The organism is Pseudomonas sp. JAI120 (genome assembly GCF_014207255.1).
Classification (GTDB): domain Bacteria; phylum Pseudomonadota; class Gammaproteobacteria; order Pseudomonadales; family Pseudomonadaceae; genus Aquipseudomonas.
Genome location: NZ_JACHCZ010000001.1, coordinates 1,864,925 through 1,878,115 on the forward strand (window position 1 = coordinate 1,864,925; position 13,191 = coordinate 1,878,115).

Annotated in this window: 11 protein-coding genes; 7 read left to right on the forward strand and 4 right to left on the reverse strand. The window is 59.6% G+C overall.

The window, feature by feature from the left end:
- Window positions 1-14: 14 nt before the first annotated feature.
- Both HDC32_RS08795 and recQ read right to left on the reverse strand, forming a co-directional pair.
- Window positions 15-449, reverse strand: coding sequence for a MarR family transcriptional regulator (locus tag HDC32_RS08795; RefSeq protein ID WP_131698596.1), 435 nt, complete (start codon window positions 447-449; stop codon window positions 15-17).
- A 121-nt stretch (window positions 450-570) separates the two neighbouring features.
- Complete coding sequence (gene recQ / locus HDC32_RS08800; RefSeq protein ID WP_184743580.1) at window positions 571-2,697, reverse strand: DNA helicase RecQ; 2,127 nt, start codon at window positions 2,695-2,697, stop codon at window positions 571-573.
- A 279-nt stretch (window positions 2,698-2,976) separates the two neighbouring features.
- Here recQ and HDC32_RS08805 point away from each other — a divergent pair, with 279 nt between their 5' ends.
- The 3 genes from HDC32_RS08805 (at window position 2,977) to HDC32_RS08815 (ending at window position 7,558) form a co-directional block, all read left to right on the forward strand.
- Window positions 2,977-3,564: a YecA family protein gene (locus tag HDC32_RS08805; protein ID WP_131698598.1), complete on the forward strand. Its 588-nt coding sequence runs from the start codon at window positions 2,977-2,979 to the stop codon at window positions 3,562-3,564.
- Window positions 3,565-3,584: 20 nt separating this feature from the next.
- On the forward strand, window positions 3,585-3,968 hold the full coding sequence (locus HDC32_RS08810; protein WP_027603821.1) for a YbaN family protein: 384 nt from the start codon (window positions 3,585-3,587) through the stop codon (window positions 3,966-3,968).
- Window positions 3,969-4,087: 119 nt separating this feature from the next.
- Window positions 4,088-7,558 carry a PAS domain-containing hybrid sensor histidine kinase/response regulator gene (locus HDC32_RS08815; protein WP_131698599.1) on the forward strand — a complete coding sequence of 1,157 codons (3,471 nt, stop codon included), beginning with the start codon at window positions 4,088-4,090 and terminating at the stop codon, window positions 7,556-7,558.
- Window positions 7,559-7,681: 123 nt separating this feature from the next.
- On the opposite strand, the gene rmuC is transcribed toward HDC32_RS08815, so the two are convergent.
- Both rmuC and HDC32_RS08825 read right to left on the reverse strand, forming a co-directional pair.
- Entirely contained in the window at window positions 7,682-9,046 is a 1,365-nt protein-coding gene (gene rmuC, locus HDC32_RS08820; protein WP_178116757.1) for a DNA recombination protein RmuC, read from the reverse strand.
- Window positions 9,047-9,221: 175 nt separating this feature from the next.
- A complete protein-coding gene (locus HDC32_RS08825; RefSeq protein WP_065940585.1) occupies window positions 9,222-9,545 on the reverse strand; it encodes a hypothetical protein in 324 nt (107 codons plus the stop codon).
- 457 nt (window positions 9,546-10,002) lie between these two features.
- On the opposite strand from HDC32_RS08825, the gene HDC32_RS08830 reads away from it, so the two are divergent.
- The 4 genes from HDC32_RS08830 (at window position 10,003) to HDC32_RS08845 (ending at window position 13,163) form a co-directional block, all read left to right on the forward strand.
- Window positions 10,003-10,308 (forward strand): hypothetical protein, encoded by a 306-nt coding sequence (locus HDC32_RS08830; RefSeq protein ID WP_131698600.1) that lies wholly within the window; start codon window positions 10,003-10,005, stop codon window positions 10,306-10,308.
- 442 nt (window positions 10,309-10,750) lie between these two features.
- The gene (locus tag HDC32_RS08835) at window positions 10,751-10,972 is read left to right on the forward strand and encodes a hypothetical protein (protein ID WP_010563939.1); all 222 of its coding nucleotides are present in this window, start codon (window positions 10,751-10,753) and stop codon (window positions 10,970-10,972) included.
- Between the two features lie 278 nt (window positions 10,973-11,250).
- Complete coding sequence (locus tag HDC32_RS08840) at window positions 11,251-11,733, forward strand: hypothetical protein (protein WP_065946840.1); 483 nt, start codon at window positions 11,251-11,253, stop codon at window positions 11,731-11,733.
- Between the two features lie 146 nt (window positions 11,734-11,879).
- Complete coding sequence (locus HDC32_RS08845) at window positions 11,880-13,163, forward strand: OmpP1/FadL family transporter (protein ID WP_184743583.1); 1,284 nt, start codon at window positions 11,880-11,882, stop codon at window positions 13,161-13,163.
- Window positions 13,164-13,191 lie beyond the last annotated feature (28 nt).

Sequence of the window (13,191 nt, forward strand, 5' to 3'; positions counted from 1 at the left end):
CTGCGGTGGTCGAATCAGGACTTTTCCAGATTCGCCAGGATGTGCCCATGCACCCGCATGCATACACGCATATCTTCTTCGTCAATGCCCATAAACAGTTCCTGGCGCAAAGCCGTGGCAATCGTCTCGATCTGCTCGATCAACGGCTTGGCGGTGTCACACAGCAGGATGCGTTTGGCGCGACGGTCTTCCACCACGGCCTGGCGTTGCACCAGGCCCTGGCCTTCTAGGCTGTCGAGCAACCGGGCCAGTGTCGGCCCTTCTACGCCGACGCTTTGCGCCAGCTCACGCTGGGTGGGCGCTTCTTCGAAACGAGCCAGGTGCAGCAGCACCAGCCATCGCGCCTGGGACAGGCCCAGCCCGGCCAAACGGCGGTCGAGCTCAGCGCGCCAACCTCGGGACATTTGCGCCAGCTGCATGCCAAAACGGTGTTGATCGGTTAACGGCATAAAAAACTCATGGTTTAGACTGAAAATAAAGTATGGCTAATTATTAGTCAGCTAAGCATGAGCCATGTCACTAGGCAAGACTTGCTATGTACTGATTCGTTACATTGACGTAATTGGCACATTAAATTTCGAATTCAGACTGCAAAGCGGCCCGCACGCAGTACAAAACCCCTTCCGGCACACGCCCGGCAAACAGCGGTGCAATCTCCGCAACCGGTGGCAATTCGCCTTCTCCGTCGAGGAATGCGTCCTGGATTTCGCCGAGCAAATCTTCCGGCAAATCAAGGGCCTGCTCCAGGGACAACTGCTGCTTGCCGATGGATTCGGCCAGCAAGGTATAGACGTTTTTCTCCGAGCATTGCAGCTGGCCGGCGATCTGGACCGGGGTCATGCCGGCGCGTGCCAAACTGATCAGTTCATGGCGAATATCGGCGATTTCCTTTGGTGCTTCGACCTGACCACCGAGCACTTCGAGGAACGCCTGGCCGTAGCGCTCCAGCTTACGCGCACCGACGCCGCTGACCCGGGCCATTTCGGCCATGGTGGTGGGCTGCTCGCGCAGCATTTCCAGCAAAGTGGAGTCGGGGAAAATAACGTACGGCGGCACGCTGTGTTCCTGGGCCAGTTTGCGTCGCAGGGTACGCAGGGCTTCCCACTGCTCACGTTCTTCACCCCGGACAAGCTGGCTGGCCTGGCTGGTGCTGGTCTTGGCGGTAGTCTGCGGCTTGAGGTCGCGGCGCAGCTCCAGGCTCACCTCGCCCTTGAGCAGCGGCCGGCAACTGTCGTTCAGGCGCAGGCCGCCATACCCTTCGATATCGATGTCCACCAGGCCACGCGCAACCATCTGCCGGAACAGCGAACGCCACTCACCTTCGGCACGGGCCTTGCCGACACCATAGACCGAGAGTTTTTCGTGGCCGAAGCTGCGCACTTTTTCGTTGTCCTTGCCCAGCAACACATCCACCAGATGGCCTACGCCATAACGCTGGCCGGTGCGGTAGATCGTCGACAGTGCCTGGCGGGCCGGCTCGGTGGCGTCCCAGGTCTGTACACCATCAATGCAGTTATCGCAGTGGCCGCACGGTTGCGGCATGTCCTCGTCGAAGTACGCCAGCAAGGTCTGGCGGCGGCAGCGGGTCTCTTCACACAACGAGAGCATCGCGTCGAGCTTGTGCTGCTCCAGGCGTTTATGGCGTTCATCGCCTTCGGAGTTCTGCAACATCTGCTTGAGCATCACCACGTCCTGAAGGCCGTAGACCATCCAGGCATCGGCCGGCAGGCCATCACGACCGGCACGCCCAGTCTCTTGGTAATAGGCCTCAAGGGACTTGGGCAGGTCCATATGGGCCACGAAGCGCACGTTGGATTTGTCGATGCCCATGCCGAACGCGATGGTAGCCACCATGATCAGGCCTTCCTCGTTAAGGAAGCGTTTCTGGTGGGCAGAGCGTGTTTCGTTGGGCAGGCCGGCGTGGTACGGCAGCGCTGGGTAGCCCTGCTCGCAGAGGAATGCAGCCACTTCATCGACCTTCTTGCGCGACAGGCAATAGACAATGCCCGCATCGCTGCGTCGCTCCGAAAGGAACGCCAGCAGCTGCTTGCGAGGCTGCTCCTTGGGCACGATGCGGTAGAAAATATTCGGCCGGTCGAAGCTCGACAGGAAGCGCTCGGCGTTCTGCAGGTGCAGACGCTCGACGATTTCTTCACGAGTGCGCTTGTCGGCGGTGGCGGTCAGGGCGATGCGGGGAACGTCCGGGAACAGCTCCGCCAGTTGACCGAGCTGCAAATATTCGCGACGAAAATCATGCCCCCATTGCGATACGCAGTGGGCTTCGTCGATAGCGAACAGGGCAATTTCCAGGCTCTGCAAAAACGCCAGCATGCGCGGTTGCACCAGGCGCTCAGGTGCAAGGTAGAGCATCTTCACTTCACCGCGCTTGATCCGCGCGGCCAGGTCGCGTTGCTGCTCGGCACTGAGGGTGGAGTTCAACGCAGCGGCAGCGACGCCGAGCTCTTCCAGGGTCGCGACCTGGTCATCCATCAACGCGATCAGCGGCGACACCACCACCGCCAGCCCGTTGCGCAACAACGCCGGTACCTGGAAGCACAACGACTTGCCGCCGCCGGTAGGCATCAGGACCAGCGCATCACCACCCTTGGCCACGCGCTCAATGATCGCACCCTGGCGGCCACGAAAACTGTCGTAGCCGAAGATGTCCTTGAGGACGCGTTGAGCCTGATCGAGCATGTATAACTCCAACAAAATAGTGCCGAAATCCCTCTGTACAGGCTGGCCGAAAAACTTCGGCTTCACGGAAAATAATCCGTAAGCGAAGTTTTCTCGGCCTGGCGCTTGGCCTGCAGGGGCATCACAAAACGCGGCAGTATACCCGAGCGTCATCCGGCAAAGGGCGCCGCTGACGAATTGCAGCCTGTCTCAAAAACCTGGCAAATATGCATGCCGACTGGCTTGGGCGCGCAAGAAAGCCTAGAATTCAGCATCGTTTATTCCCAAGGTAGTCCTTCAATGTCCTTCGCTGAGCAACTAACCCGCCTGCAAGCCTTCCTCGACGCCGATGAGCTGCATGACGAGGCGCTGGACTACGTGGCCGCCCACGGCTACCTGACCGCCCTGTCGATCTGCTCCGAGGTCGTTCCCGACCGTGAATGGATCGACGCGCTGTTCGCCGAAGAACCGCACTACGCCGACGCCGCACAGCGCGAAGAAATCGAATCCACCCTGCTGGCCCTCAAGGCCCACATCGGTCGCCAACTGGCTTCCGATGAGGAATTCGAGCTGCCGTGCGACCTGGACCTCGGCGAAGAGCCGGACGACTCCGACCTGCGCGGCTGGTGCATCGGCTTCATGGAAGGCGTGTTCCTGCGCGAAGCTGCCTGGTTCGAATCCGCCGAGGAAGAAGTCAGCGAAATGCTGCTGCCGATCATGGTCGGCTCGGGGCTGTTTGAGGAAGAAGCTGAATTTTCCGACATCGCCGCCGACGCCAACCTGATGGACGACATGATCGTACAGATCCCGGAAGCGCTGACCGCCCTGTACCTGCTGTGCAACGCTCCTGACGAAAAACCGGCGATCCTCAAGCCACGTCACCACTGAGTCGCCTGCCCGTGACACCCATGGGCAATCGCTCGCTGCTCCTGCGTTACGTACTGCTGGCCATCGGCTGGCTGAGCGTAGCGTTGGGAGTGATCGGTATTTTCCTGCCGGTCTTGCCGACCACACCCTTCCTTCTTCTCGCTGCCGCCTGCTTCGCTCGAAGCTCCCCGCGTTTCTACCAGTGGCTGGTGGAACACCCGCGCCTGGGCCCTTGGATTCGTGATTACCTGGACGGCAACGGCATTCCACTCAAGGGCAAGGTCTACGCCATCGGCCTGATGTGGCTGAGTATCGGTTTTTCCTGCTACCTGGTACCGCTGCCATGGGCCCGCGGGTTCATGCTGACCAGCGCCGTGCTGGTGACAATCTACATCCTGCGTCAGAAAACCCTGCCACCGCGCTAAGCGCCCACTGCGACATTAGATCCCACACGACCTTGGTCGACACTGACTAACCCCAGGCATCATGCGAGACTGTCCAACCGGGCCCGGAATGCCTGGGTGTTCTCATGCTCGGAGTTACCATGACGTTGTCCAGCGGGCTGATCGCCGCCGTTGCCCTGGCCTATATGGCCATTATGTTTGCCATCGCCTTCTACGGTGACCGTCGCCGCGCGCCGCTGCCGCCGCGCATGCGTGCCTGGGTCTATAGCCTGTCGCTGGCCGTCTACTGCACCAGTTGGACCTTCTTCGGGGCCGTAGGCCAGGCCGCCGAACAACTGTGGGCGTTTTTACCGATCTACCTGGGACCGGTGCTGCTACTGGTGTTGGCACCCTGGGTGCTGCAGAAGATGATCCTGATCAGCAAGCAGGAAAACATCACCTCCATCGCCGACTTTATCGCTGCACGCTATGGCAAATCCCAGTCCCTGGCGGTGGTGGTCGCGCTGATCTGCCTGGTGGGCGTGCTGCCTTATATCGCCCTGCAACTCAAAGGCATCGTGCTGGGGGTCAACCTGCTGATTGGCGCTGGCGCGGACACCACCGGCACCCGCGCCCAGGACACCGCGTTGATCGTGTCCCTGGTGCTGGCGTTGTTCACCATTGTGTTCGGTACACGCAACTTGGACGCCACGGAGCACCACCGTGGCATGGTCTTGGCGATTGCATTTGAGTCCCTGGTCAAGCTGTTCGCGTTTCTCGCAGTCGGCGCGTTTGTGACCTACGGCCTATATGACGGTTTCGGCGACCTGTTCAGCCAGGCAATGCTCGCACCACGCCTGGAGGAATACTGGAAGGAAACCATCAACTGGCCGTCGATGGTGGTGCAAACCGGCGTCGCCATGATGGCGATCATCTGCTTGCCTCGGCAGTTTCATGTGACGGTCGTGGAAAACATCGACCCCCAGGATTTGCGCCTGGCCAAGTGGGTGTTCCCGGCCTACCTGATCCTCGCCGCACTTTTCGTAGTGCCGATCGCCCTGGGCGGCAAAATGATGCTGCCTGGCTCGGTACTGCCGGACTCTTATGTGATCAGCCTGCCCATGGCCGAAGCCCATCCGGCCCTCGCCGTGCTGGCGTTTATCGGCGGTGCGTCGGCGGCCACCGGCATGGTGATCGTGGCGAGCATCGCGTTGTCGACCATGGTCTCCAACGACATGCTGCTGCCCTGGCTGCTGCGCCGTTCCAGCGCAGAGCGACCGTTCGAAGTGTTCCGCCACTGGATGCTGTCGGTGCGCCGGGTCAGCATCGTGATCATCCTGCTGCTGGCTTATGTCAGCTACCGCCTGCTTGGCTCCACCGCAAGCCTGGCGACCATCGGCCAGATCGCCTTTGCCGCCGTGACCCAACTGGCCCCGGCCATGCTCGGCGCGCTGTACTGGAAACAGGCCAACCGCCGTGGCGTGTTTGCGGGGCTGGCAGCAGGTACATTCCTGTGGTTCTACACCTTGGTCCTACCGGTTACCGCGAAAAGCCTGGGTTGGTCCCTCACCCTTTTCCCGGGGCTGACGTGGATGCATTCGCACCCGCTCGGTTTGTCCGTCACCTCACTGACCTTGGGCACGGTGTTCTCCCTCGCAGGTAACTTCACGCTGTTCGTGTGGGTGTCGATGCTGTCGCGCACGCGCGTGTCGGAACACTGGCAAGCCGGGCGTTTTATCGGCCAGGAAATCAGTCAGCGCGCGAGTGCCCGCTCGATGCTGTCGGTACAGATCAGCGACCTGCTCAGCCTGGCCGCGCGTTTTGTCGGTGAAGAACGGGCCCAACAGAGTTTTATCCGCTTCGCCTATCGCCAGGGCAAAGGCTTTAACCCCAACCAGAATGCCGACAACGACTGGATCGCCCACACCGAACGCTTGCTGGCCGGTGTACTCGGTGCATCTTCGACTCGGGCCGTGGTGAAAGCGGCGATCGAAGGGCGGGAAATGCAACTGGAGGATGTCGTACGCATCGCCGACGAAGCGTCCGAAGTGTTGCAATTCAATCGCGCATTGCTGCAAGGCGCAATCGAGAACATCACCCAGGGTATCAGTGTGGTGGACCAGTCCCTCAAGCTGGTGGCCTGGAACCGGCGCTATCTGGAATTGTTCAATTACCCGGACGGGCTGATCAGCGTAGGCAGACCGATTGCCGACATCATTCGCTACAACGCCGAGCGCGGCCTGTGCGGGCCGGGCGAAGCCGAGGTGCACGTGGCGCGCCGCCTGCACTGGATGCGCCAGGGCCGCGCGCATACGTCAGAGCGCCTGTTCCCGAATGGACGGGTGATCGAGCTGATCGGCAACCCGATGCCCGGCGGCGGCTTCGTCATGAGTTTCACCGACATTACCGCGTTCCGCGAGGCCGAGCAGGCACTCACCGAGGCCAACGAAGGCCTCGAACAACGGGTGACCGAGCGCACCCACGAACTGTCGCAGCTCAATGTGGCGCTCACCGATGCCAAGGGCGTCGCCGAGTCCGCCAGCCAGTCGAAGACCCGCTTCCTCGCGGCGGTCAGCCATGACCTGATGCAGCCGTTGAACGCCGCACGCCTGTTCTCCGCCGCCCTCTCCCACCAGAACGACGGCCTGTCCAGCGAGGCACGGCAACTGGTGCAGCATCTGGACAGCTCGCTGCGCTCTGCCGAAGACCTGATCAGCGACCTGCTGGATATCTCCCGCCTGGAAAACGGCAAGATCAATCCGCAGCGCCAGCCTTTCGTACTCAATGAGTTGTTCGATACCCTCGGCGCCGAATTCAAGGCCCTGGCCCAAGAGCAGGGCTTGCGCTTTCGCCTGCGGGGCAGCCGCTTGCGCGTCGACAGCGACATCAAGCTGCTACGGCGGATTTTGCAGAATTTCCTGACCAACGCTTTCCGGTATTCCGATGGCTCGGTGCTGCTCGGCGTACGCCGGCGCAAGGGCGAGCTGTGCCTGGAAGTCTGGGACCGGGGCCCCGGTATCCCGCAGGATAAACAGAAGGTGATCTTCGAAGAGTTCAAGCGCCTGGACAGCCACCAGACCCGCGCCGAGAAAGGCCTGGGCCTGGGCCTCGCGATTGCCGACGGCCTGTGCCGAGTGCTGGACCATCGTCTGAGCGTGCGCTCATGGCCCGGCAAGGGCAGCGTGTTCAGCGTACGCGTGCCGCTGGCGCGCAACCAGGCCAGCCCGCAAGTCAAAGCAGTACATGAAAACGGCCTGCCCTTGAGCGGCGCGCAAGTGCTCTGCGTGGATAACGAAGAGAGCATTCTGATCGGTATGCGCAGCCTGCTGACACGCTGGGGCTGTGAGGTGTGGACCGCCACCGATCAGGCGCAATGTGCGGCGCTGCTGGAGCAAGGCATACGCCCGCAACTGGCGCTGGTGGATTACCACCTCGATCACGGTGAGACCGGTACCGAGTTGATGGGCTGGCTGCGTACACAAATGGCGGAGCCGATCCCCGGCGTTGTCATCAGTGCCGACGGCCGCCCGGAGATGGTGGCAGAGGTGCATGCGGCGGGGTTGGATTACCTTGCCAAGCCGGTGAAGCCAGCAGCGTTACGGGCGTTGCTGAGCCGACACTTACCTCTATAAACCGGATGTACCCAGTCAAAATGTGGGAGGGGGCTTGCCCCCGATAGCGGAGCATCAGTCACACCATCTGTGCCTGATCCACTGCAATCGGGAGCAAGCCCCCTCCCACCTCTCGGAATGTGTTTATTCGGGAAGGTGCGCCACGCCGTCGGCGTCGGTCATCGCCCGCTCCAGCAAATCCGCCGGCAGGCTTTTGCTGGCACGCGCACCGAGCAACTTTAATTGCTCGGTGCGACTGACCAGGTTTCCACGCCCATCTGTCAGCTTGTTCCGCGCCGCGCTGTAAGCCTTGTCCAATTGCTGTAGACGATTGCCCACTTCGTCCAGATCCTGGATAAACAGCACGAACTTGTCGTACAGCCACCCGGCGCGTTCGGCAATTTCGCGGGCGTTCTGGCTTTGGCGCTCCTGTTTCCACAGGCTGTCGATTACCCGCAGGGTGGCGAGCAGCGTCGTTGGGCTGACGATCACGATATGACGGTCGAAAGCCTCTTGGAACAGATTCGGTTCGGCCTGCAAGGCCGCGGAAAAAGCGGCTTCGATCGGCACGAACAACAACACGAAATCCAGGCTGTGCAGGCCTTCCAGGCGTTTGTAATCCTTACCGGCCAAACCTTTGACGTGATTGCGCAGCGACAGCACGTGCTGTTTCAAGGCCGTCTGGCCGATGACCTCATCATCGGCTGCGACATACTGCTGGTAAGCGGTCAGGCTGACTTTGGAGTCCACCACGACCTGCTTGTCGCCAGGCAACATGATCAGCACATCCGGCTGGAAACGCTCGCCGTCCGGGCCCTTGAGGCTGACCTGGGTCTGGTACTCGCGGCCCTTCTCCAGGCCGGCGTGCTCCAGCACGCGCTCGAGGATCAGCTCACCCCAGTTGCCCTGGGTTTTCTGGCCCTTGAGGGCGCGGGTCAGGTTGGTGGCTTCGTCTGACAGACGCAGGTTCAGTTGCTGCAGGCGCTCAAGCTCCTTGGCCAGGGAAAAGCGCTCGCGAGCCTCGTTCTGATAGCTCTCTTCGACGCGTTTTTCGAAGGACTGGATGCGTTCCTTCAAGGGATCGAGCAACTGGCCAAGGCGCTCCTGGCTGGTCTCGGCAAAGCGCTGCTCACGCTCATCAAAGATCTTGCCGGCCAGCTCAGCGAACTGCGCACGCAATTCGTCCCGCGAGCCTTGCAGGTCGGCGAGGCGCTGCTGATGGCTTTCCTGCTGCTCGCGCAGTTCGGCGCGCAAGGCGGCCGACAATGCATCAAGGCGGCGCAATTCGGTTTCCTTGGCGCTGCGGTCAAGGTTCCAGGCGTGGGCGGCGTCGCGGGCGTTATCGCGGTCGATCTGCAACAGCTCGACCTCCCGGCGCACGGCAGCGAGGTCCGCTTGCTTGGCGGCATTGGCCTGGCTCAGATCGCTGATTTCATCGCGGCTGGCATCCAATTGAGCGGTGAGGCCTTCCTGGGCCAGTTGCGCAGTGGCCAGGCGCTCTTCGAGCAGTTCCCAGCCGGTGGTCCGCGCGGTCAACCGCCGTTGAATCTGCCAGCACACCGCCAATAAAGGCACTGCGGCGCCAGCCAGGCCCAGGGCAATACTGGTCCAGTCAAAAACCATAGCCATTTCTGCCATCACCGAAAAGGAGCAAGGTTAACCAAGCGTAGAGCGTGAGGACAGCTCAGTCTTCGACCTGACCCAGTTCTCGTTGGGCACGGCGGTCACCGGCACGGGCGGCCAGGCGCAGCAGATCGTGGCCGATGCGGCGGTCGCGGGCGTTGCCGCACTCACGGCACATCAATTGGCCCAGGCGGCTTTGCGCAGCCACTACGCCCTCACGGGCCGGCTGCTTGAGCAAGCGCCCGGCGAAGTGTTTGACGTTGGTGCTGTGCCCCAGGCGTGGGCTGTCGAGCAACCACAGGGCGACCTTCAAAGAAAAACGCTTAGGCGCGGTAACAGTCTGGGGGATGTCGGTAACAGAAGGTGATACTGAGCGAAACTTCATAAAGCACTGTGGGACAGAACGGAAGGCGCGCCACTCTACTCTTTTTTTCGTACAGGTAAAGCTGAAAAAACCCTGCACGCCCGTTCTAGAGCAAGCGCTCGGGACAATCCACAGAAGCTGTGGATAACTCAGTGGACAACCAGCCTTTAACTCGCGCAAACGCCCATGGAACGGGGCCCGCAGTCAAACTGACGATTTTTTCACCAATAAAAAAAAGCCAGATTTTTCATTGACTTAAATTTCCATTGCAGGCAAATGGCGGCCTTGTCCAGCAATTGACAGCCCGGTTACACACGCCGCAACTAATGTGCACAAGTACCGATCCGATGGTTATATCCCCGGCTTTTTTTGAAGCGACAGCCTTCAAAAATGTTACCGCCGAAGCAAAACAGGGACTTTTCAAATCTTTTCAGGCTCGCCACACTGCCCGACGGACAACGCAAGGCTGAGTGGGCTGATGAAAGGAATTCTATTATTCGCCGTGTTGTTACTGGCCATCTGCGCCATTTCATTAGGGATCAATGTCGCGCTGCCATCCCCGGATGGGGCGTTGTTTGCCATCGCCATCCTGCTATCGGCCGCTTTCACCGCCGCGAGCGTGTGCATCGAGCTGGGTGAAGGACGTGTCGATGACATGGGCGATGTGATGAAGATGGTCGAGACCGGCCAATCCTTGCGCCTGACCCTGGCCGCCTATGGGCTGGGTTGTTCCCTGGCCGCCGCCGTCACGGTGCTGGTGTATCGCGGCCTGCTGGGCGGTTGATTGCAGTTTTTGATTAACGCGCTTCCATTACCTGTTTCAATCCGTTACTATCCGCAGCGTTAGTACCAAGCTGAAAGTCAATTCTGGTCGAACAACTCCCCTGAACAACACGGGATCGACCACCTCGATGGTTTCCAGGTATCACTTGCGACGACACTGCCTTTGAACAAGCAAAGGGTGCCGCGAAGTTTCCATACTCTGACCGAACCAACCTGCAAATTGATCAGGATCTTCACCCCGGGCCCAGAACCTTTGCCCTTGTTGTGTTGCCTGCCCTCCTAAGTACCTACCTGCCAGCCCAAGCGCGCCTAACTTATTAGCGCTTCAAACTGGCTGCTTTGTTCCAGTCAGGTTCTTCGTTTGATCAATGGTGATCAACGTTACTGGAACGTTTTAACGTTGCACGGTTCTTATCCGTGTCATTTGTAGGAACACCAATAATATGTCCGCTATCCACACTCAGGATGCCATTCGCACCCTCACCAACGCTTTTGCTCCAATGAACTGCCTGATCATGGCCGCTCGCAAAGGCTGCTTCAGCTTCACCCTGGTCAACGAACACGGCATCGCTCGTCACAGCGAACGCCTGTACCCCGATCAATACTCCAGCGCTGAACCGCTGCAGGCCGTGATCGAGCGTACCCGTCAGGCACTGGTTGCCTGATCGACCCGAGTCGCTGAAACACAAAAAACCCTGTTTAAAACACAGGGTTTTTTATTGCCCGAAATTCGTACCCTGAGCCTTTGTACTAAGTTCAAATCGATATAAACGTTATAACTGGATGAGGAAGATGTTTTAAAAACAGTCTTTTACATCATGAATATGACACTACACTTCAACTCAAGCGGCATGATCCGCTTCCGACGAGCCTGAGATCCGATCCACTGCTGCCAAGCCCCCATCTCAGGACTCGTCGACCCCTTTCACGGATTGAGGCATGTATGGGTATCGCAGCCAGTGAATTGTGTCGCTATGTGATCCGGCCAACGCTGACGTACCTCGGCCAGCAGAGCCCAACGGCTGAGTCACTGCTGCTGGGCATCGCGGCCAGCCAGTCGGAATTGGGTTCTGCCTTACACGATCGACGCGGCCATGGCCTGTACAGCATCACCGAACCTCGCCATCGCGCCTTGTGGGATAACTACCTGGCGCTCGACCCCGAGCGCGCCAGCCTGGTACGCGGGCTCGCCAGCCAACATGCCTTCCTCAGCGCGCCCCAGCTGGAACTCACCGTAAACCTGCGTTATGCCACGGCCATCGCTTGGCTCCTGGTCGAACAGCACAGCCCCGCCCTGCCACCACCCGGTGATGTTTTAGCCATGGCGCGTATCTGGAAAGAAATATTTCATCCTCAAGGAAGGCTGCGGGATTTCACCCAAGCCTGGCAAACCTGTGTTTCCCCCTTGAATCACGTGGCCTGCTGACCGGGCAATTTGCAAGATTCGCCAAAAAAGCAGAATTCTGGTCGGATTGTCCTACAAAACCGCTCTATCTCCTACATTACAGCCTATAGCGCGATGTTAATTTTATTGATACTTTCCGCAGCGGTGATCACCCCGGAGTTCTAATAATGAAAAAAGTAATGCTCAAGACCACACTTAGCCTCGCCGTTGCCATGGCATCCTCCCAACTGTTCGCAAGCGGTTTCGCACTGAACGAACAGAGCGTCAGCGGGATGGGTACGGGTTTCGCAGGTCGCTCCTCTTCTGCCGATGATGCAAGCACTGTCTACGGTAACCCGGCCGGTATGTCCCGCCTGAGTGGCCAGCAAATCACCGGCGGTGTTGCTGCCATTGATGCGTCGACCGACATCAGCAATACCGGTGGCAACTCTCGCGGTACCAACAAAGGCGATATGGTTCCGTTCACCGCAGTGCCATTCGGTTTCTACACCAACAAACTCAACGATCAGTGGGCTATCGGCTTCGGTGTATACGCACCGTTCGGCCTGGTGACCGACTATGAAAACGGCTTCCAGGGTCGCGGCTTCGGCAGCAAGAGCGAAGTGAAGGTCATGACCTTCCAGCCGACTGTCAGCTATGCCTTTAACGACAAGGTTTCCATCGGCTTTGGCCCGACCATCAACCGGATTTCCGGTGTGCTCGAGTCGGACAAGACCCTTAGCCCGCTTGCCTCCGATACCAACGTAAAAATCAAGGGTGACGATACAGCCCTGGGTTTCAACGTCGGCGTATTGGTCCAGGCCACCGACACCACACGCGTGGGCCTGACCTACCACTCGAAGGTCAAGTACAAGCTCGAAGGCCACACCACCGTCAGCGGCCCAGCGGCCACTCAGCCGGTCCTGCGTAACAACCGTTACGACGCCTCGCTGAAAATCGACACCCCAGAGTCCTACGACCTGTCCGTCACCCAAGACCTGACCGACGCCTGGAAACTCTATGGCGGTGCAACCTGGACGCGTTGGAGTCGCCTGAAAGAGATCACCGTCAACAACGAAGGCGTAACGGCTGCCGGCGGCTTCCTGGCGCCAACCCAACTAGGTTCCATCACCGAAGAACAGAATTGGCACGATACCTGGGCCTACGCCGTGGGTACCTCGTATCAGTTGACCAAGCAAGTCGTGCTGCGTACCGGCCTGACCTTCGACCAATCCCCGACCAACAACACCGATCGTTCGCCGCGCATCCCGACTGGCGACCGTACGATCTTCAGCGTGGGCCTGGGCTACAAAGTCATGGATAACATGACAGTCGACCTGGCGTATTCGTACCTGAAAGAAGAAGACGTCAAGATCAACCAGACTGCTGACGCCCCGTCGACAGCCAGTTACCGCGCCAAATACGAAAACAGTGCCAACGGTTTCGGCCTGGGCATGACCTACACCTTCTGATCCAGACGGGTGTAAAACAGCCCCGCAC